Raw genomic sequence first — 17,530 nt, forward strand, 5'->3', positions numbered from 1 at the left:
CCCGGGCAAGCCGAGCCGAAGACGGGGGACTGCGCGGCCGACTTCGGGGTACGAGCACCGGGGCAGTAGCGTCCGGCCAGTCCGGCCTCGGAGAGAGAACAGCATGATCAAGCACCTGGACGGGGCAGTGATACCGACCGGTTTCGACGTACCCGTGGAGCCGCTCCGCCGAGCGGCGCACTACACCGGTGAACCCGGCTGCATCGCCGAGGCCCGCGACTTCGCCGCCCGCTTCGTCGAGCAGCTGAGGACGGAATGGTGCGCGGGGATGGACGACCGTTTCGGCGGCGACGTGCTGCTGGTCGTCAGCGAGCTGGTCACCAACGCCGACCGGCACAGCAACGGCCCCTACATCCTGGAGCTGGAGGGCACGGACACGTCGGTGACGGTCGCCGTCTACGACAGCAGCGACGCGCTGCCCAGGCGGTTTCCCAAGGACCCCCGGCGCATCGGCCGGCACGGCCTGGAGATCGTGCACGCCATCACCGCGGAGGTCACCGCGGACCGCATCCCCGTCGGCAAGCGCGTCCGCGCCGTCCTCGCGGTCACCGCGGACTGAACCGTGGGGCCGGGCGGCCCCACGGTCGGCCTTCCTCAGGCGCAGCCGAGTTCTCCCAGCATCCCCTCGCGCAACCGGGCGATGATCCGCTTGATGAGGCGGGAGACGTGCATCTGGGAGCAGCCGAGCCGCTCACCGATCTCCGCCTGGGTGGCCTCTTCCACGAACCGCATGTGGAGGATCTGCCGGTCGCGCTCGCTCAGTTCGGCCATCAGCGGGGCGAGCGAGTGGAAGTCCTCGACGAGCCGCAGACCGTCCTCCTCCACGCCGATGAAGTCGGCCAGCACCGCCTCGCCGCCCTCCGGACCGTCGCCGGTGAGGGCGGCGTCCAGGGAGGAGGAGTTGTAGCCGTTGGCCGCGATCTGCGCTTCGATCACCTCGTGCTCCGCGAGGTTCATCAGGGTGGCCAGCTCGGCGACGGTCGGCTCCCGGTCGAGGCGGCTGGCGAGTTCGTCGCGCGCCTTGGCCAGCTCCACCCGCAGTTCCTGGAGCCGCCGGGGTACGTGCACGGCCCAGGTCGTGTCGCGGAAGAACCGCTTGATCTCGCCCACGATGTACGGCAGCGCGAAGGAGGTGAACTCGACCTCGCGCGAGATCTCGAACCGGTCGATGGCCTTGATCAGGCCGATCATTCCCGTCTGGACGACGTCCTCCATGTCGTCCCCGCGGCCCCGGAACCGCCCGGCCGCGAACCGCACGAGTGACATGTTCATCTCGATGAGGGTGTTGCGCGCGTACTGGTACTCGTGCGTGCCCTCCTCCAGCTCCGTCAGCCGCCGGAAGAACTGACGCGACAGCTCTCGTGCGTCGCGGGGGGCCACGCGGCGGGGATCTGCGATCCCCGGCAGCGGTGCGCCGCCCGTGCTGGTCCCGGCGGTGTCCTCGACAACCTGTGCCTGCGACCCGATCACGGCGGTGTGCATTGCCTCTCCCACGAAAGTCACGGTCGGACGTCCTTCGTACCCGGTCGGTGAACGGACCGAGTACGGCAAGCCCGCTCGTCCGGCGAATACCCCGACACGGCGAACCCATGCCCACCGAATGCCACGAATTTTAGTGGCAGGCTCGTCCCGCCGCCCGCCGCCCGCCGCCCGCCGCCCGCCGCCCGCCGCCCGCCGCCCGCCGCCCGCCGCCCGCCGCCCGCCGGGCCAGGGCCGGCCTGTGCGGGCAATGCGGGGTGGGCGCTCCCACCACCCCCCCCGGCACACGCGGCGCCCGGTACCTGACGTCCTGTTCGCGACGCCGCAGGGTGACGTCAGCGGAGTGGGCGTCGCGGGCCGGCTCCCATTGATCCCTGCCGGCCTCGCTCCGCGTGCTCCCGTCGGCGGTCCGGCGGGGTGACGCCGGTCCCGGCGTGCGAGGCAGCGCCGGCCCGGACTCCCGCTGCGGCGTGCACCACAGCGGTCTCCATGGCGAGACCCTCCACGGACGGCACCCTCCGGCACCAGTCCTCCCACCCCGCGCCGGGCCGGTGACCTCCGTGCCGGGCGGTGTGCCCCGTGCCCGGCCGGGGGCGGCCGCGATTTCCCTGAGGGCGGAACGCCGGGGCCCTTCCCGACGCGGCCGCTGCTCCTAGGCTGGGAAGGTGAGCAACCAAGCGTCGAACCACGCCCGCGTGATCCCGCTGCGCCCCTCGGCCGAGCGCCCGGGGACCGCCCGCCCCGCCGACCGGCCGCCCACCGCCAGGGAACCGCTCCTGCGCGACCTGGTCGGCGATGTCCTGCGCCGTGAACGCCAGGCCCAGGAACGCACGTTGAAGGACGTCTCCGACGCCGCCCGCATCTCCATGCCCTACCTCTCGGAGGTGGAGCGTGGCCGCAAGGAGGCCTCCTCGGAGGTCCTGGCGGCAGCCGCCCGCGCGCTCGGCCTGAGCCTCGGCGACCTGCTGGCCCGCGCCCAGGACGACCTGGTCCGCATCACCGGCCGGACGCCGCGGCCGAGCCGTACGGCGACCACGTCCTCGCACAACGGGCTCTGCCTGGCCGCCTGACGGCACCTCGGGGCCGGTGCCTCACACCCGCACGGGGCGCCGGCTCAGCACCTCGTCGGCCAGGCCGTACGCCACCGCTTCGTGCGCGGGGAACACCTTGTCGCGGTCCATGTCCGCGCGCAGGGTGGCGACATCGTGGTGGGTGTGCCGGGCCAGCACCTCCTCGACCTGGGCCCGGATGCGGACCATCTCCTTGGCCTGGAGCGCCAGGTCCGACACCGTGCCCTGCCGCCCGCCACTGGCCGGCTGCCCGAGCAGCACCCGCGCGTGCTCCAGGACGAAGCGCCGCCCGGGATCCCCGCCCGCCAGCAGGACGGCCGCGGTGGAGGCCGCCTGGCCGACGCAGAACGTCGCGATGGGCGCCTGGACGAACGTCATCGTGTCGTAGATCGCCATCAGCGAAGTGAACGAGCCGCCGGGGGAGTTGATGTAGAGCGCGATCTCGTTCTCCGGTGCCGACGACTCCAGATGAAGGAGTTGCGCGATGACGACGTTGGCGACGCCGTCGTCGATCTCGGTGCCGAGGAAGATGATCCGCTCGGCCAGCAGCCGGCTGTAGACGTCGTAGGACCGCTCGCCCTGCGGGGTCCGCTCGACCACGTTCGGAATCGTGTACGTCCCCATGTCACAGCCCCATCCGTCGCTTCGAGGCGACGGGGCGGATGTCGGCCAGCGACTCCACGACCCGGTCGACGATGCCGTACTCCCTGGCCTCCTCGGCCGTGAACCAGCGGTCGCGGTCACCGTCCCGCGAGATGGTCTCGGCGCTCTGACCGGTGTGCTCTGCGGTGATCCGCTCGATGGTCCGCTTGGTGAACTCCAGGTTCTCGGCCTGGATCTCGATGTCCGCGGTGGTGCCGCCGATGCCGGCCGACGGCTGGTGCATCATGACGCGCGCGTTGGGCAGCGCGTACCGCTTGCCCGCCGTACCGACGCTCAGCAGGAACTGCCCCATGCTGGCCGCGAATCCCATCACCAGCGTCGAGACGTCGTTCGGGATGAGCCGCATCGTGTCGTAGATGGCCAGGCCCGCGTGGACCGAGCCGCCGGGGCTGTTGATGTACAGGCTGATGTCGGTGCGCGGGTCCTCGGCCGACAGGATCAGCAACTGCGCACAGATCCGGTTCGCGGACACCTCGTCCACCTGGGTGCCGAGCAACACGACGCGCTGGTTGAGCAGTTGGGCCGCGAGCTGGTCGTCGAAGCGGCTGGGAGGAGTGTCGCCCTCCTCGGCCCGTGGCAGCGGGACCGGCGCGGGGCCGGCGGAGAATCGGGACATGGGCGCTCCTTGTCGAGGGGGAGTGCGGCGGTGCCCCCGCCGCGCCACCCACTCTCGGCCGGCGACCACGGCCGCGGCGGATTTCCCTGCCCTGGGCAGATTCGCCGACAGCAGAGGGCCGGGCCGGACGGGCGACACCGGCGGGACCGGCCATGGCGCCGAGACGGGGCCATGGCGGAGAGATCGGACCATGGCGGAGAGATCGGGCCATGCCGGCGACCGGGCCATGCCTGCCGGTCAGGACCATGCCGGACGGACGGTTCACGGCGGCCGGTCCGTTCCGGTCCAGGGCCTCTCCGGGGCGTTCCGTGAGTCGTTCCGTGGGCGATTCCGTGCCCGATCCGGAATCCGGACGCCGCCGAGCGATGAGTTCCGGGGGCCGTACCGGTCGACACTGTTGACCGCGCTCCACGCACTCTCGCGCTCCCGGAGGAACTCATGACCACCGACGGATTCACCACGTGTCTCTGGTTCGACGGCCAGGCGGAGGAAGCCGCCCACCACTACGCGACGATCTTCAAGAACTCCAGTGTCGGTGCCGTCGCCCGCTACACCGAGGCCGGCCCGGGCCCCGCCGGCTCGGTGATCACCGTGGAGTTCACGGCCAACGGCCAGAAGTTCGTCGGCCTGAACGGCGGCCCGCAGTTCACGTTCAACGAGGCCATCTCCTTCCAGATCGACTGCGCCGACCAGGACGAGGTCGACTACTACTGGGACAGGCTCATCGAGGGCGGCGGCCAGCCCGGCCCCTGCGGCTGGCTCAAGGACAAGTACGGCGTGTCCTGGCAGGTCGTCCCCACCGAGATGATCCAGATGCTCACCGCCCCGGACCAGGAGAAGGCCGGCCGCGCCACCAAGGCCATGCTCGCCATGGGCAAGCTCGACCTCGCCGCCCTGCGGAGGGCCTACGACGGGGAGGAGTAGGCGCGCCGGGCGGGGCGGAGTCCCTGAGCGGCCGGCGCGACCGGCGTCACGCGGAGGGCCTGCGATCGCCGGTTCGCCACCCCCGGCGCTACCCGGAGAGCCTGCCGCCCCGGCCCCCGCGCCTCACGGTCCCGCCGTCCGGTGTTCCGGGCGCGCGTCCGTCACGTCAGGCCTTCCGTACCCGGTGCTCCGGTACCCCCTGCCGTCACCCGCGGCACCCCGCACCCGCCCCGCTTCCGTCACCCAGCTGCCTCGGCCGCCGTCTGAGCCGCCGCCTCAGCCTCCGCCTCCGCCAAAATCTCCTTGATCACGTGCCGCGAGTTCTCCGCCAGCGGCGGATTGGTCTCCCAGTAGTACGGCAACTGGATCAGGGAGATCGACAGTGCCCAGCCCCGGCCGCGTGCCCACTCGGCGTCGTCCGCGCCCACCGCCTCACGGAAGGTGGCGCGGGCCGGTGCCGGCAGCAGGTTCCAGGCCACGATCAGGTCGACGGCGGGGTCCCCGACGCCCACGGTGCCGAAGTCGATCACCGCTGCCAGTCGGCCGTCCGCGACCAGCACGTTGCCCGGTGACAGATCGCCGTGGGCCCACGCGGGCGGCGCCGTGCGGACAGGCGCGCGCAGCGCCTCCTCCCAGAGGGCGGTGACCGCGGTGGTGTCGATCCGGCCCGCCAACCGGGCGACGGCCGAGCGAGTGGGCGCGTCCCGCTCCGCCAGCGGCCCGCCCCGAGGTCCCGGCGGCCCGCCCCGCGCGTCGATCCGACGCAGCTCGGCGACGAACGCCCCCAGGTCAGCGGCGAGCGGATCGGGTCGCTCCAGGGAGCCGACGACGGGATTGCGGCCGTCCAGCCACCGGTAGACGGACCACGGCCAGGGGTACCCCTCGCCGGGCGCCCCCTGCTCCAGCGGCACCGGCGCGGGGGCGGCCAGCCGCGACCCCAACCGCTCCAGCCAGCGCTGCTCGTGCGCCACGTTCTCCACCGCTCCCGGATGCCGGGGCAGCCGGATCACCTTGTCGGTGCCCAGCCGGAACATCGCGTTCTCCGTGCCGGAGGACGCCAGGCGCTCCACGGACAGCGTCGCCCAGCGCGGGAACTGGGTGGCGACGAGCCGCCGTACCAGCGCCGGGTCCAGGTCCAGTTCGTCCGGGCGCATCTTCACCGCACACATGCCGCTCATTCCAGGTGACGGGCGCGACGGCTGTCCAACGATTTCCCGGGCGGGGTTCGGGATGCAGCGCCCCGCGCGCGGCCCCAAGCTGACACGGATGACTCGTCCCGGCCCACCGGGTACCCGGACCGTTCCACGACATCCGGCGGTGGTTGCCCGGCAGCCCCGCACCCCGTGACCGCGGGGAACCAATGCGAAGGAGCGCATGTACATGACGGACGTAGCGAGCCAGGGGTCCGATCGCGGCGACGACCGGAAGGTGCTCACCAACCGGCAGGGGCACCCGGTCCACGACAACCAGAACCAGCGCACCGTCGGCGCCCGCGGCCCCGCCACGCTGGAGAACTACCAGTTCCTCGAGAAGATCAGCCACTTCGACAGGGAGCGCATTCCGGAGCGCGTCGTCCACGCCCGCGGCGTCACGGCGTACGGCTACTTCGAGGCGTACGGCACCTGGGGCGACGAGCCGATCGGCCGGTACACCCGTGCCAAGCTCTTCCAGGAGCGCGGCAAGCGCACCGACCTGGCGGTCCGCTTCTCCACGGTGATCGGCGGACGCGACTCCTCCGAGGCCGCCCGCGATCCCCGCGGGTTCGCGGTGAAGTTCTACACCGAGGACGGCAACTGGGACCTCGTGGGCAACAACCTGGGAGTCTTCTTCATCCGGGACGCGATCAAGTTCCCCGACGTGATCCATGCCCTCAAGCCCGACCCGGTCACCTTCGAACAGCAGCCGCGCCGCATCTTCGACTTCATGTCGCAGACCCCCGAGGCCATGCACATGCTGGTCAACCTGTTCAGCCCGCGCGGCATCCCCGCCGACTACCGCCACATGCAGGGCTTCGGCGTCAACACGTACAAGTGGGTCGACGGCGAGGGCCGCACGGTGCTGGTCAAGTACCACTGGATGCCCAAGGTCGGCGTGCGCAGCATGACCGAGGAGGACGCCGCCAACGTGCAGGCCGACTCCCTGGGCCACGCGACGAAGGACCTGTACGAGAGCGTCGGGCGCGGTGAGTATCCCGAGTGGGAGCTGCTCGTGCAGATGATGGAGGACGGTGACCACCCGGAGCTGGACTTCGACCCGCTCGACGACACCAAGACGTGGCCCGAGCAGGAGTTCCCGCCCAAGCCGGTCGGCAAGATGGTGCTGAACCGGATGCCGGAGAACTTCTTCGCCGAGAACGAGCAGATCTCCTTCGGCACCGGGGTCCTCGTCGACGGCCTGGACTTCTCCGACGACAAGATGCTCGTCGGCCGCACCTTCTCCTACAGCGACACCCAGCGCCACCGCGTCGGCCCCAACTACCTCCAACTGCCGGTGAACCATGCCAAGAACGCGGACGTGCGCACCAACCAGCGCGACGGGCAGATGACGTACCACGTCGACGGCGGCGGCGAGAACCCGAGCGTCAACTACGAACCCTCGATCACCGGCGGGCTGCGCGAGGCCCAGTACCCCACGCACGACGAGCAGGGGCCGGAGATCCGCGGTCGGCTCACCCGCAAGCGGATTCCGCGCACCAACGACTACCAGCAGGCCGGGCAGCGCTATCTCCTGATGGAGCAGTGGGAGCGCGACGACCTGGTCAAGAACCTGACGTCCGCCCTCGCCGAGTGCGACCGGCCGGTCCAGGAGCGCATGGTGTGGCACTTCCTCCTGGTCGAGAACGACCTCGGGCTCCGGATCGGTGAGGGCCTCGGCATCACCCCGGAGGAGGTGGCGGACCTGGAGCCGCTGGCGAGCCAGGACCTGACCGAGGAGGACCGCGACCGGCTCGCCCACCTGGGCAAGAACCCGCCCCGCGACGTGGAGGGCCTGACGATGACCCACTGTGTGCCGGACGAGCGGCACGTCGTGACCCGCTGAGGCGCGCGGGCCCATCGGACCGTCGGCCACCCCGTCGAAGCGACGGGGTGGCCGACGGTCTGTGCGCGACACCTTGACGTGTACTTGTCGCAGTGGCTTTCATGGGAGCGCTCCCACCCATCCTCCCGATGCCTGAGTTCCTGGCGCTCACTCCTGGAGTCGCAGTGAGAAGAGCACGCAGCACGACCCGGAAGAGGTTCCTGCCCGCCCCCGCCGGCCCGTCCGCGCCGACGCGTCCGCGCGTCCTGGCCGCCCTGTTCGCCCTCGCCGTCGTCCTGGGCTTCCTGGCCCCGGCCGGCGCGCAGGCCGCCGAGTCCCCCCACGCCCTCGCCACCGGCCTGCACATCAGCGACGGCCGACTGCTGGAGGGCAACGGCAACGACTTCGTCATGCGCGGCGTCAACCACGCCCACACCTGGTATCCCGGCGAGACGCAGTCCCTCGCCGACATCAAGGCGCTGGGCGCCAACACCGTCCGCGTCGTCCTCTCCGACGGCCACCGCTGGACCAGGAACACCCCCGAGGACGTGGCCTCCGTCATCGGCCAGTGCAAGGCCAACCGCCTCATCTGCGTCCTGGAGGTGCACGACACCACCGGCTACGGCGAGGACGCGGCCGCCGGAACCCTCGACCACGCCGCCGACTACTGGATCGGCCTGAAGGGCGTCCTGGCCGGCCAGGAGGACTACGTCATCGTCAACATCGGGAACGAGCCCTGGGGCAACACCGCCCCGGAGGGCTGGACCGACCCGACGATCGCCGCCGTGAAGAAACTGCGCGCCGCCGGCCTCCAGCACACGATCATGGTCGACGCCCCCAACTGGGGCCAGGACTGGCAGGGCGTCATGCGCGCCAACGCCCGGTCCGTCTACGACGCCGACCCGACCGGCAACCTGATCTTCTCGATCCACATGTACAGCGTCTTCGACACCGCGGCGGAGATCACCGACTACCTCAACGCCTTCGTCAGCGCCCGACTCCCCATCCTCATCGGCGAGTTCGGCGGTCCCGCCGACCAGTGGGGCGACCCCGACGAGGACACCATGATGGCCACCGCCGAACGGCTCGACCTCGGCTACCTGGCCTGGTCCTGGAGCGGCAACACCGATCCGGTCCTCGACCTCGCCGTCGACTTCGACCCGACCCGTCTCAGCTCCTGGGGCCAGCGCATCTTCAACGGCGTCAACGGCATCGCCCAGACCGCGGAGGAAGCCACCGTCTTCGGCGGCACCGGCCCCGGCGACACCCAGGCGCCGACCGCCCCCGGCGCCCCGGCGGCCTCCGCCGTCTCCGCCACCTCCGCGACGCTCACCTGGGGCGCGGCCACGGACAACGTCGGCGTCAGCGGTTACGACGTCGTGCGGATCAGCGGCGCCGGCGAGACGAAGGTCGCCGCGTCCACGACGACCACCGCGACGCTGACGGGCCTGGCCCCGGACACGGCGTACACCTTCGCGGTCTACGCCCGTGACGCGGCCGGGAACCGATCGGCGCGCTCGGCCACGGTGAACGTCACCACCGACAAGGACGGCGGCACCCCGGGCGCCGCCTGCGCGGTCGGCTACCGCGTGGTGGGGCAGTGGCCGGGCGGCTTCCAGGGCGAGATCGCCGTCCGCAACACCGGTGCCGCGCCGGTCGACGGCTGGACCCTCGCCTTCTCCTTCCCCGACGGCCAGACGGTGTCCAACATGTGGGGCGGGACCCCCACCCAGAGCGGGAGCAAGGTGAGCGTGGCCGCGGCGTCCTACACCTCGACGATTCCCGTCGCGGGCACGGTGACCGTCGGCTTCATCGGCACCAAGGCCACGGCGAACGCGGCACCGACCGCCTTCACCCTGAACGGCACCGCCTGCACGACCGGTTGAGCGATTGTGCCCACCGGCCGGCGAGGGCTCCACGCCTTCGCCGGCCGACGCGCGCCAGGAGACCGGCGCCCGTGGTTGTCCTGACATGGCCGCTGCCCTAGGCTCGTCGGCGCAACCGCTTTCTCAGGCGAAGGATGTGTCGCGGTGAGCGATTCCGGGCCCGTACCGCCGCACCCGCTGCCCGGTGCCGTCGGCCTGTCGCACCTGACCGCCTACGACTGGGAGGCGGCCGACGGCGTGTGCGGCGGCAGCCCCCATCTGCACCTGGTGTGCACGGAGGCGTACGTCGTCACCGGTGGCCGGGGAGCCGTGCAGACCCTGAGTCCCGACGGCTACCGGGACATTCCCCTGGAACCCGGATCGGTGGCCTGGTTCACGCCGGGCACCGTGCACCGGATGGTGCAGGGCGGGGGTCTGCGCGTCACGGTGCTGATGCAGAACAGCGGCCTGCCGGAGGCCGGGGACGCCGTCTTCACGTTCCCGCCCGAGGTGCTCGCCGATCCGGAGCGGTACGCGGCCGCATCGGCGCTCCCGCCGGGCACCGGCGCGGAGGTGGCCGTCGCCGCGCGCCGGCGCCGGGATCTCGCGGTACAGGGGTATCTCGTCCTGAGGGAGGCTCTCGTCGCCGGGGACGACAAGCCGTTCCTGGCGTTCCAGCGGGCCGCGGCCGGGCTGGTGCGCGAGAGGGTGCCGGTGTGGCGCGCGTTGTGGCGGGCGGGCGCGCTGGCCGCCGCCGAACGCACCGGCGCCCAGCTCGACGCGCTGGCGGCGGGGGAGCCGGCGTATCTCGGCGGCGCCACCGCGTACGAGGCCGCGCCGATCCGGCGCGAAGGCTTCGGGATGTGCGGCCGCAGGGACGAGTACGCGCTGCCGGACACCACGGCCGTGTGACCCCGCGTCCCTCGTCGGACGCCGTGGGCCCGGCCGGTGCCTCGCACCCGTCCCCGCGCGGACGCGGCGGGCCTGGTCAGCCGCCGACGTACCAGCCGTATCCGCCGTTGGCGGCGACGGCGAGCAGCACGATCCAGAGCACGACGTCGACGATGCCCAGGACGACGCCGGCCTTCGCCATGCCGGCGCCGTTCCTGGCGGCGGCCTGGCGCAGGGCGATGGCGCCGAAGATGATGGCCAGCGGGCCGAGGACGATGTTCAGGATGAACAGGCCGATGACGCCGCAGCACAGGCTCGCGATCGCCAGGCCGTTGGTGCGCGATCCGGTGGACGCGGCAGAGCGGCTGCCGTAACTCGCCATGGGGACTCCCGGTTGACTGTGTGGCGGACCGAACGGGTCGAACGGGCCGCGGTCTGTCGGTGTGTGTCACGCGTCAATTCGAATGCCCCTTCGAGGCGGTCCCATGTCTCCGCGAACGCGCGCCGCGCGCGAAGGCGACGACCGGTGGCCCCGCAGCGGGTCCGATTCCTCAGGCCACGGCGGGCCGATCAGGATCAGGAGACGCGTGTCACGACATCCGCCGGTATGACGTCCCCGGTCTCGGGCAGCAGCACGACGTGCGCCGGTGTGTCCACAGGGCCAGACTGCGCATACGTGCCAAATGTCGCGATCGAGGAAAGGTGCCTGGCTACCGTGGCCGACGTACTCTCCGAAGGCTCCCCGCCACCGGGCGGCACTCCGGCCGACCTGCCCGTCCAGGTCCGTACGGACCTCGTCCGCAGGCTCAGGCGCGAGAAACGGGCCTTCCGTGAGGACGACGTACAGGTCGTGGAGGGTCCGCTGCTGCGCCGCGCGGTCGGCGCGTCCGCGCTCGGCAACTGTATGGAGTGGTTCGACTTCGGGGTCTACAGCTACCTCGCCGCCACCATCGGCAAGGTCTTCTTCCCCGGCGCGTCCCCCGGGGCCCAGCTCATCTCCTCCTTCGCCACGTTCGCCGCCGCCTTCCTGGTACGCCCGCTCGGCGGACTGGTCTTCGGCCCGCTCGGCGACCGGATCGGACGGCAGAAGGTCCTCGCCGCCACCATGATCATGATGGCGGCCGGCACCTTCTCCATCGGCCTCATCCCCAGCTACGCCACCATCGGCCTGGCCGCTCCCGTCCTGCTCCTGCTGGCCCGCATGGTGCAGGGCTTCTCCACCGGCGGCGAGTACGGCGGCGCGACCACCTTCGTCGCCGAGTACTCACCCGACCGACGCCGCGGCTTCCTCTCCAGCTGGCTGGACTTCGGCACCTTCGTCGGATATGCCCTCGGCTCCGCCCTGGTGACCGTCCTGAACCTGGCCCTGACCGACGCGCAGATGCTCGACTGGGGCTGGCGCGTCCCGTTCCTGATCGCCGGACCGCTGGGCGTCATCGGCCTGTACATCCGGCTCAAGCTGGAGGAATCCCCCGCCTTCCAACAGCAGCTCGACGAACACGAGCACACCCTGGCGCAGGAATCGGCGGGCAGCGAGTTCCGCGCCATCATCGGCAACCACTGGCGGGCGCTGTTGATCTGCGCCGGACTCGTGCTCCTCTACAACGTCACCAACTACATGGTCACGGGATTCCTGCCGACCTATCAGACCGAGACGTTGCACCGTTCCAGCAGCTCGGCGGATGTCCTGGTGCTGGTGGGCATGGTGTGGATCGTCCTGCTGATCACCTTCATCGGCAGGCTCAGCGACCGCGTCGGCCGCCGCCCGGTGTACGGCGTCTCGGCCGCCGCGATGATCGTGCTGGCCGTCCCGTCCTTCCTGCTGATCAAGGCGGACGGAACCTGGCCGCCCATCCTCGGCGTGCTGATCCTGTCCACCCTCCTGGCGGGCTTCGCGGCACCGAGCGCCGCCACCCTGCCCGCCCTCTTCCCGACGGCCGTGCGCTACGGCGCCATGGGTATCGGCTTCAACTTCGCCGTCGCCGCGTTCGGCGGCACCACTCCGCTCGTTACGGAGGCGCTCATCGAGGTCACCGGCGACGACCTGATGCCCGCCTACTACCTGATCGCGGCGGGCGCCATCGGACTGCTGACGGTGCGGTTCCTGCCCGAGAGCGCGCAGGTGGCGCTCAAGGGGTCCCCGCCCATGGTGGGTTCGGCGCGGGAACGGGAGGAACTGGTCGCCACCGCGGGCCGGCTGTACGAGGAGGCCGAACCCTCCTCCCGGCGTGGCTGAGCCGACCGCGTGCCCCGGCGCCGTCGGCCCGCGAGGGACCTGGCGACACCGAGGCGGTGGAGCGGGCCGGTGTCAGCGGGTGGCGGTCCAGCTGTGGGCGACGTCGATCACGAGGCGGTCGTCGAGCCGCTGTACCCGGAAGGGAAGCCGCGCACGGACCCCGAGCCCGATCTGCGTCTCGCCCTCGAAGCTGCCGGCGTACCGCGTGTCGCGGAAGGTCCGGTAGCCGGTGAGGTCCACACCGGGCAGCGGCTGGGCGGCTCGCGCCGGGTACGTCGGGGCGCCGGTGTCCGGGTCGTAGGCGGGCGCGCTCACCCGTACCTCCAGGATCGCCCCGCCGCCGACCGGGATGTAGCGGCCGGAGCCGTCCTGGTAGAGCGCGTCGACGTACCGGACCGAGTAGCCGAGTCCGGCGGCGGCCGCGCCCGGCACGTCGATGACGAGCCGGTCGTAGCAGTCGTGCCGGCCGGTGCGGGCGTTGCGCACCGGCGCCATCGTGCCGGCGGTGTACGCCTTGTCGACGCTGCCCCATCCGGTGGGGCAGACGACGGCCGCGCGCGCGGCGGCGGCCGGGGCGGCCTGGGCCGGGACCGCGGCCGCGCCGAGCGTGGCGGTCATGAGAGCGGCGGCGACCCAAACCGTTCTGGTTCGCACCATGATGTCCCCCTAGGGGTGCGTGTGACTGTTATCAGCTGAGACAGTCCGGTCGGCGGAATGGTTGCACCGTTCGGGGGACCAGTCATCAGGGCGTGTCCCCGGCGAGGATGTCGGCTGCCCAGAGGGGCGCGTGCGGACCGGACCTGTTCTCGGCGGCGTACGACACCAGGCGGGCGTTGCGCGCCAGGTCCTCGGGCCCGTCGGGAAGGTGGTACTCCTCGTCGGCCCGTGCGGAACCGGCCTGCACGCGCGTCGTGCGCCCGATCCGCCGGTCCACGTACCGGTCGAGGGCCTCGGGGACCTCCGACCGCGTCGCCCGGTCGAGGACGGCCCCGGCGCCGGGTCGCGGTGGTGGCCGACCCTGGGTCTCCGCCCGACCGAGGACGACGGCGAGCCGCCGGCGGTCGCGGGCGACGAGGCGGGTACGACCGTCGACGGTATGCGGGACCACAGCGGCGCGGGGCACCGGGCCGGCCGGCTGAGCACACCGCGGGCGGCCGTCCGTGCTCCGCGGGACGGGACTGTCGGCGGAGCGCGGGAGGGCCGTACCTCCCGGACGGGGCGGGGGACCCCGACCCGGTCACAGGCTGAGCGCGTCCTCCACGTTGTTCATCCACGGGGTGACGGAGTTGACGTCGGGCGAGACGTGGAAGCCGGGGGTCGAGGCGCTGAGGGGGGTCTGTTCGAGGTCGGACTCGGTGTTCATGGTCAACGCGATCGAACCGACCGTCCTGCCCTTGCCGTCGTCGGCGCCGCCCATGAGGCCGGCGTAGGCCGACTGGCCCGGCTCGAGCCTGAGCGCGTCCTCGATGCCGGGGGCCTCGCCGCGCGCCGTGGCCTGGCCGTCCAGTGCGCCGAAGGTCACGACCGGGTGGCCCAGGGCCCGGCACGCCTTCCCGCTCTTGTTGGTGACCTTCAACAGGTAGCTGCTGGTGGTCGGTTCGGCGAGACTCGCGGTGAACGTGACGTCGTAGGTGCTGCACGGGAAGACGTCGTGGTCGGCCGCGGAGGCGCCGCCACCGCCGGACGGGCCACCGGCGGGGGACGCGGACGCCGACGGCGCCCCGGACGGGCCCGTCGACGGCTTCGCGGACGGACTGGCGGACGGCTTCGCGGCCGGTGTCGTGCCGGTCCCGCCCGCCGCGTCGTCCCCGGCGGGGCCGCAGGCGGTCAGTGCCGCCGCGGAAAGGGCGACGAGGACGACGGCGGCTCTGCGTACGGTGCTCATGGCGTGGTTTCCCCCGATGATCGGCGATGCTGCGGAGTGCTGCTCCAGCGTCTCCCGGATTCTTCACAGCTTGGTGACAGGTTCTCGCCGGATCCACCACCGTCGGCGGCCACGCGGGGTACGGCCGGGCTCAGCCGACGTACTCGACGATCTGCATCATGCCCTGGTCCTCGTGCTGGAGCTGGTGGCAGTGCAGCATCGAGCGGCCGACGAAGTCCTCGGCGCGCAGCCGGAAGGTGATCGTGCCGCGGGGCGGGATGGCGAGGGTGTCGTGCCAGACGGGGGTGGCCAGGGGGCGGCCGTCGACGGCCGTCAGCAGGAAGTGGTGGGTGTGCAGGTGGAAGGGGTGATGATGATGGCTGTGCGAGCCGTTGGAGACGGTCCATTCCTCCACTTCGCCCAGCCTGATCCGGTGGTTGACGTAATCGGGGGAGAACCGGCCCCAGGCGAGGTCCCGTTGGCCCGCCGAGGGGTCGGCGTGCGGTGTCTCCCCGTCGCCGAGGATGCGGTAGGCGTTGGGGAAGGCGCCGGAGAACACGTTGCTGTAGCTGCGGAAGGCCACATGACGGGTGCGGGTGGGTTCGGGCAGGTCGGTGGCGCGTCCGGGCAGGGCGGCCGGCAGTGACATGTCGCGGGCGGGGCCGGTGACGACCAGGGTCATCAAGGGCCTGTCGACGCCGTCCGTGATGAGTTCGTACGTGCCGGGTTCGCCGCCGCGGACCAGCACGTCCGCCCGTCCTCCCATGGGCAGCGCCACCGTGGAGGACGCGACGGGGGCCATGAGGGTGATGCCGTCCTGGGCGATCCTGTGCATCGCGTGCCCGTCCAGCCGCAGCGAGAGCGGGGTGAGCGCTCCGGCGTGGACGATCCTCCACCGCTGGACCTCTCCCGGAGCGATGGTGAGGACGGGGTTCTTGGCGCCGTTGACGAGGAAGGTGGGGGCGATGCCCTCGAAGGCGCCCTCCGACGTCAGGTCCGGTACCCGCCCACGCTCCAGGCGCAGTTCGTTGACGCAGACGACGACGTCACGGGCCGCGGCGATCTCCGGCACCTCGTCGACGTCGCCCTCCACGATGATCACGCCGGCCATGCCGTTGAGGACCTGGGTGGCGGTGGATCCGTGATGGTGGGGGTGGTACCAGAAGGTGCCGGCGGGATGACCGGCCGGGACGGTGAGGCGGGTGCGGTGGCTCGTGGTGCCCCCGGGCTCCTCGGCGGGTTCGAAGGCGCGGAAGACGTTGTCCGCCTCGCCCGTCGGGTCCACGTGCATGCCGTGGGTGTGCAGGTTGAAGGTGTTGAAGTGGTGCGGGACGTTGATGTCCTCGTGCCCTGCGGCGGTGTTCGGCGGCAGCGCGTTGATCTGCGTGATCTCGAGGTTGTTGCCGGGACGCACCCGCAAGGTCGGTCCCGGAACACCCCCTTCGTAGGTGCGGACGAGGACGGTGCCGACCCCGGGGAGCACCTGTTCGCTGAACCGGACCGTCAGCTGCGTGGTGAGGCAGTTCCGCCGCGGCGGGGTCCTGCGCGTCTCCGGTTGCGGAAAGACGTGCTCGTCCTCCCGGCGCGACACCGCACGAGCGCTGGTCGGTGACGCGGCCAACACCGCTCCTGCGGCGAGCGGCAGGCTTTTCAGTACGCCGCGTCGGGGGAGAGTGGTCACGGGGCGCCTCCTCGGGCAGCAGAGAGACATGGGCGATTGGATCTGCGGAAATAGTGACAAATGGGTGACATTCGCACCAAAGTGATCGCAGTGTAGAGGTCGCCGCACAGCCGTGACCGTGCAACACGGCCGGTACGGGCCCGGCGGCTCCCGCCACGGAACCGGCCGCCCGTCGGCCGTGGCCCACGACGCCGACCGACGGAAGCGGGGACCGTATCGACGGCCCCGGTCTATGGCCCGCCGGCCTATCGGTCCCCGTCCTATGGGCCCCCGGCCCTGCGGCCTATCGGCCCCGCGGCCCCCGGCCCTGCGGCCTATCGGCCCCGCGGCCCCCGGCCCTGCGGCCCCCCCGGCCCCGCGGCCCCCGGCCCTGCGGCCCCCCCCCGGCCCCCCGGCCCCCCGGCCCCCCGGCCCCCCGGCCTATCGGCCCCCCGGCCCATCGGCGGACCCACCCACCACCGGCCACCCCATCCGCCATCGACCCGCCGACCCGTCGGCCGACCCGCCCACCGGGCCTGCCCTTCCCGCCGATGGCGGCAACAGCCGAGCCGGTCCGACGCCCGCACCCCCGCACGTCCGTGGCCGGACGTTCGGGGATGCGGGGCCGCTCCGTCGGTCAGCCGACGCGGGCGGCGATGGCGCGCGCGCACTCCAGGGACTCGGTGTGAGTGGTGTCCACCTCCAGGTCGTAGATCACCCCGCGGTGGACCGCGTCCGCCTGCGACGCGGCCATTCCCCGGACGCGATCACCTCGCGCGATCTCGCGGCCCGCGGCGACCGCGCTGTCGCACCTGACGCCGACCCACAGCACCGCCACGTCCCCCAGGGCCTTCCGCCACCGCTGCTGGGACGTCGCCCCGCCGAGGAAGACCTCGTCCACGACGATCCGGGCCCCGGCGCGGGCCATCGCCACGATGCCCTCGGTCCAGGCCTCCTCCAGCGCGCGGAACTCCGCCCCGACGCTCACGCGGCCGTCCGCCGCGATCTCGAGTCCCGCCTCGGACGCCTGGAGTTTCGCGGGCAGGCAGTCGACGAAGGAGTCGACGCCGAAGGCGAGCCACGGATCGGGCAGGACGGCCTGGAGGCACCGCACGATCCCCGACTTCCCCGAGCTGGAACCACCGTTGAGAACGATCATCCGAGTCCTTGTCACCGCGCCACAGTAGGGGCGCGTCCCGGTGGTCGCGAAACGATTTCCGCGAGCCGAGGACACCGTCCCGCCG

The 17,530-nt window shown here is 72.1% G+C and carries 17 protein-coding genes; 7 read left to right on the plus strand and 10 right to left on the minus strand.

From position 1 onward, the window contains the following. Nucleotides 1-103: 103 nt before the first annotated feature. Nucleotides 104-559 carry an ATP-binding protein gene (locus ACFYO5_RS09235; protein WP_388706052.1) on the plus strand — a complete coding sequence of 152 codons (456 nt, stop codon included), beginning with the start codon at nt 104-106 and terminating at the stop codon, nt 557-559. Between the two features lie 35 nt (nt 560-594). Here the strand turns inward: ACFYO5_RS09235 and ACFYO5_RS09240 are convergent, their stop codons facing one another. Beyond that, entirely contained in the window at nt 595-1,482 is an 888-nt protein-coding gene (locus ACFYO5_RS09240; RefSeq protein WP_388707169.1) for an RNA polymerase sigma factor SigF, read from the minus strand. A gap of 662 nt (nt 1,483-2,144) precedes the next feature. Between ACFYO5_RS09240 and ACFYO5_RS09245 the strand changes: the two genes are divergently transcribed. Continuing rightward, the gene (locus ACFYO5_RS09245; RefSeq protein WP_388706055.1) at nt 2,145-2,549 is read left to right on the plus strand and encodes a helix-turn-helix domain-containing protein; all 405 of its coding nucleotides are present in this window, start codon (nt 2,145-2,147) and stop codon (nt 2,547-2,549) included. 21 nt (nt 2,550-2,570) lie between these two features. Here ACFYO5_RS09245 and ACFYO5_RS09250 read toward each other — a convergent pair whose 3' ends face one another. Both ACFYO5_RS09250 and ACFYO5_RS09255 read right to left on the minus strand, forming a co-directional pair. Then, entirely contained in the window at nt 2,571-3,173 is a 603-nt protein-coding gene (locus ACFYO5_RS09250) for a ClpP family protease (protein ID WP_388706057.1), read from the minus strand. A 1-nt stretch (nt 3,174) separates the two neighbouring features. After that, nucleotides 3,175-3,828 carry an ATP-dependent Clp protease proteolytic subunit gene (locus ACFYO5_RS09255; RefSeq protein ID WP_388706059.1) on the minus strand — a complete coding sequence of 218 codons (654 nt, stop codon included), beginning with the start codon at nt 3,826-3,828 and terminating at the stop codon, nt 3,175-3,177. Nucleotides 3,829-4,266: 438 nt separating this feature from the next. On the opposite strand from ACFYO5_RS09255, the gene ACFYO5_RS09260 reads away from it, so the two are divergent. Further along, a complete protein-coding gene (locus tag ACFYO5_RS09260; protein WP_356564803.1) occupies nt 4,267-4,752 on the plus strand; it encodes a VOC family protein in 486 nt (161 codons plus the stop codon). 239 nt (nt 4,753-4,991) lie between these two features. On the opposite strand, the gene ACFYO5_RS09265 is transcribed toward ACFYO5_RS09260, so the two are convergent. Then, nucleotides 4,992-5,921 carry an aminoglycoside phosphotransferase family protein gene (locus tag ACFYO5_RS09265; RefSeq protein ID WP_388706062.1) on the minus strand — a complete coding sequence of 310 codons (930 nt, stop codon included), beginning with the start codon at nt 5,919-5,921 and terminating at the stop codon, nt 4,992-4,994. Nucleotides 5,922-6,132: 211 nt separating this feature from the next. On the opposite strand from ACFYO5_RS09265, the gene ACFYO5_RS09270 reads away from it, so the two are divergent. The 3 genes from ACFYO5_RS09270 to ACFYO5_RS09280 all read left to right on the plus strand — a co-directional run bounded on the left by ACFYO5_RS09270 (nt 6,133) and on the right by ACFYO5_RS09280 (nt 10,547). Continuing rightward, complete coding sequence (locus tag ACFYO5_RS09270; protein ID WP_388706064.1) at nt 6,133-7,791, plus strand: catalase; 1,659 nt, start codon at nt 6,133-6,135, stop codon at nt 7,789-7,791. A gap of 164 nt (nt 7,792-7,955) precedes the next feature. Next, nucleotides 7,956-9,656 carry a cellulase family glycosylhydrolase gene (locus ACFYO5_RS09275; RefSeq protein ID WP_388706066.1) on the plus strand — a complete coding sequence of 567 codons (1,701 nt, stop codon included), beginning with the start codon at nt 7,956-7,958 and terminating at the stop codon, nt 9,654-9,656. Between the two features lie 144 nt (nt 9,657-9,800). Beyond that, nucleotides 9,801-10,547 carry a cupin gene (locus tag ACFYO5_RS09280; protein WP_388706069.1) on the plus strand — a complete coding sequence of 249 codons (747 nt, stop codon included), beginning with the start codon at nt 9,801-9,803 and terminating at the stop codon, nt 10,545-10,547. Between the two features lie 76 nt (nt 10,548-10,623). Here ACFYO5_RS09280 and ACFYO5_RS09285 read toward each other — a convergent pair whose 3' ends face one another. Further along, nucleotides 10,624-10,908: a DUF4190 domain-containing protein gene (locus ACFYO5_RS09285; protein WP_388706071.1), complete on the minus strand. Its 285-nt coding sequence runs from the start codon at nt 10,906-10,908 to the stop codon at nt 10,624-10,626. 333 nt (nt 10,909-11,241) lie between these two features. On the opposite strand from ACFYO5_RS09285, the gene ACFYO5_RS09290 reads away from it, so the two are divergent. Then, nucleotides 11,242-12,762 (plus strand): MFS transporter, encoded by a 1,521-nt coding sequence (locus tag ACFYO5_RS09290; protein ID WP_388706073.1) that lies wholly within the window; start codon nt 11,242-11,244, stop codon nt 12,760-12,762. Nucleotides 12,763-12,834: 72 nt separating this feature from the next. Here the strand turns inward: ACFYO5_RS09290 and ACFYO5_RS09295 are convergent, their stop codons facing one another. The 5 genes from ACFYO5_RS09295 to cpt all read right to left on the minus strand — a co-directional run bounded on the left by ACFYO5_RS09295 (nt 12,835) and on the right by cpt (nt 17,445). Beyond that, the gene (locus ACFYO5_RS09295; RefSeq protein ID WP_388706076.1) at nt 12,835-13,419 is read right to left on the minus strand and encodes a hypothetical protein; all 585 of its coding nucleotides are present in this window, start codon (nt 13,417-13,419) and stop codon (nt 12,835-12,837) included. Between the two features lie 85 nt (nt 13,420-13,504). Beyond that, the gene (locus ACFYO5_RS09300) at nt 13,505-13,870 is read right to left on the minus strand and encodes a hypothetical protein (protein ID WP_388706079.1); all 366 of its coding nucleotides are present in this window, start codon (nt 13,868-13,870) and stop codon (nt 13,505-13,507) included. 129 nt (nt 13,871-13,999) lie between these two features. After that, a complete protein-coding gene (locus ACFYO5_RS09305; RefSeq protein WP_388706082.1) occupies nt 14,000-14,647 on the minus strand; it encodes a DUF4232 domain-containing protein in 648 nt (215 codons plus the stop codon). A 130-nt stretch (nt 14,648-14,777) separates the two neighbouring features. Further along, nucleotides 14,778-16,307: a multicopper oxidase family protein gene (locus tag ACFYO5_RS09310; protein ID WP_388706084.1), complete on the minus strand. Its 1,530-nt coding sequence runs from the start codon at nt 16,305-16,307 to the stop codon at nt 14,778-14,780. A 616-nt stretch (nt 16,308-16,923) separates the two neighbouring features. Further along, on the minus strand, nt 16,924-17,445 hold the full coding sequence (gene cpt, locus ACFYO5_RS09315) for a chloramphenicol phosphotransferase CPT (protein WP_388706087.1): 522 nt from the start codon (nt 17,443-17,445) through the stop codon (nt 16,924-16,926). Between the last annotated feature and the right edge of the window lie 85 nt (nt 17,446-17,530).

It is taken from the genome of Streptomyces sp. NPDC006259 (assembly GCF_042870975.1).
Taxonomy (GTDB): domain Bacteria; phylum Actinomycetota; class Actinomycetes; order Streptomycetales; family Streptomycetaceae; genus Streptomyces.

Coding starts and splice junctions, on each gene's coding strand:
- ACFYO5_RS09235 (WP_388706052.1), top strand. CDS start 104: ATGATCAAGCACCTGGACGGGGCAGTGATACCGACCGGTTTCGACGTA.
- ACFYO5_RS09240 (WP_388707169.1), bottom strand. CDS start 1,482: ATGCACACCGCCGTGATCGGGTCGCAGGCACAGGTTGTCGAGGACACC.
- ACFYO5_RS09250 (WP_388706057.1), bottom strand. CDS start 3,173: ATGGGGACGTACACGATTCCGAACGTGGTCGAGCGGACCCCGCAGGGC.
- ACFYO5_RS09255 (WP_388706059.1), bottom strand. CDS start 3,828: ATGTCCCGATTCTCCGCCGGCCCCGCGCCGGTCCCGCTGCCACGGGCC.
- ACFYO5_RS09260 (WP_356564803.1), top strand. CDS start 4,267: ATGACCACCGACGGATTCACCACGTGTCTCTGGTTCGACGGCCAGGCG.
- ACFYO5_RS09265 (WP_388706062.1), bottom strand. CDS start 5,921: ATGTGTGCGGTGAAGATGCGCCCGGACGAACTGGACCTGGACCCGGCG.
- ACFYO5_RS09270 (WP_388706064.1), top strand. CDS start 6,133: ATGACGGACGTAGCGAGCCAGGGGTCCGATCGCGGCGACGACCGGAAG.
- ACFYO5_RS09285 (WP_388706071.1), bottom strand. CDS start 10,908: ATGGCGAGTTACGGCAGCCGCTCTGCCGCGTCCACCGGATCGCGCACC.
- ACFYO5_RS09295 (WP_388706076.1), bottom strand. CDS start 13,419: ATGGTGCGAACCAGAACGGTTTGGGTCGCCGCCGCTCTCATGACCGCC.
- ACFYO5_RS09305 (WP_388706082.1), bottom strand. CDS start 14,647: ATGAGCACCGTACGCAGAGCCGCCGTCGTCCTCGTCGCCCTTTCCGCG.
- cpt (WP_388706087.1), bottom strand. CDS start 17,445: ATGATCGTTCTCAACGGTGGTTCCAGCTCGGGGAAGTCGGGGATCGTG.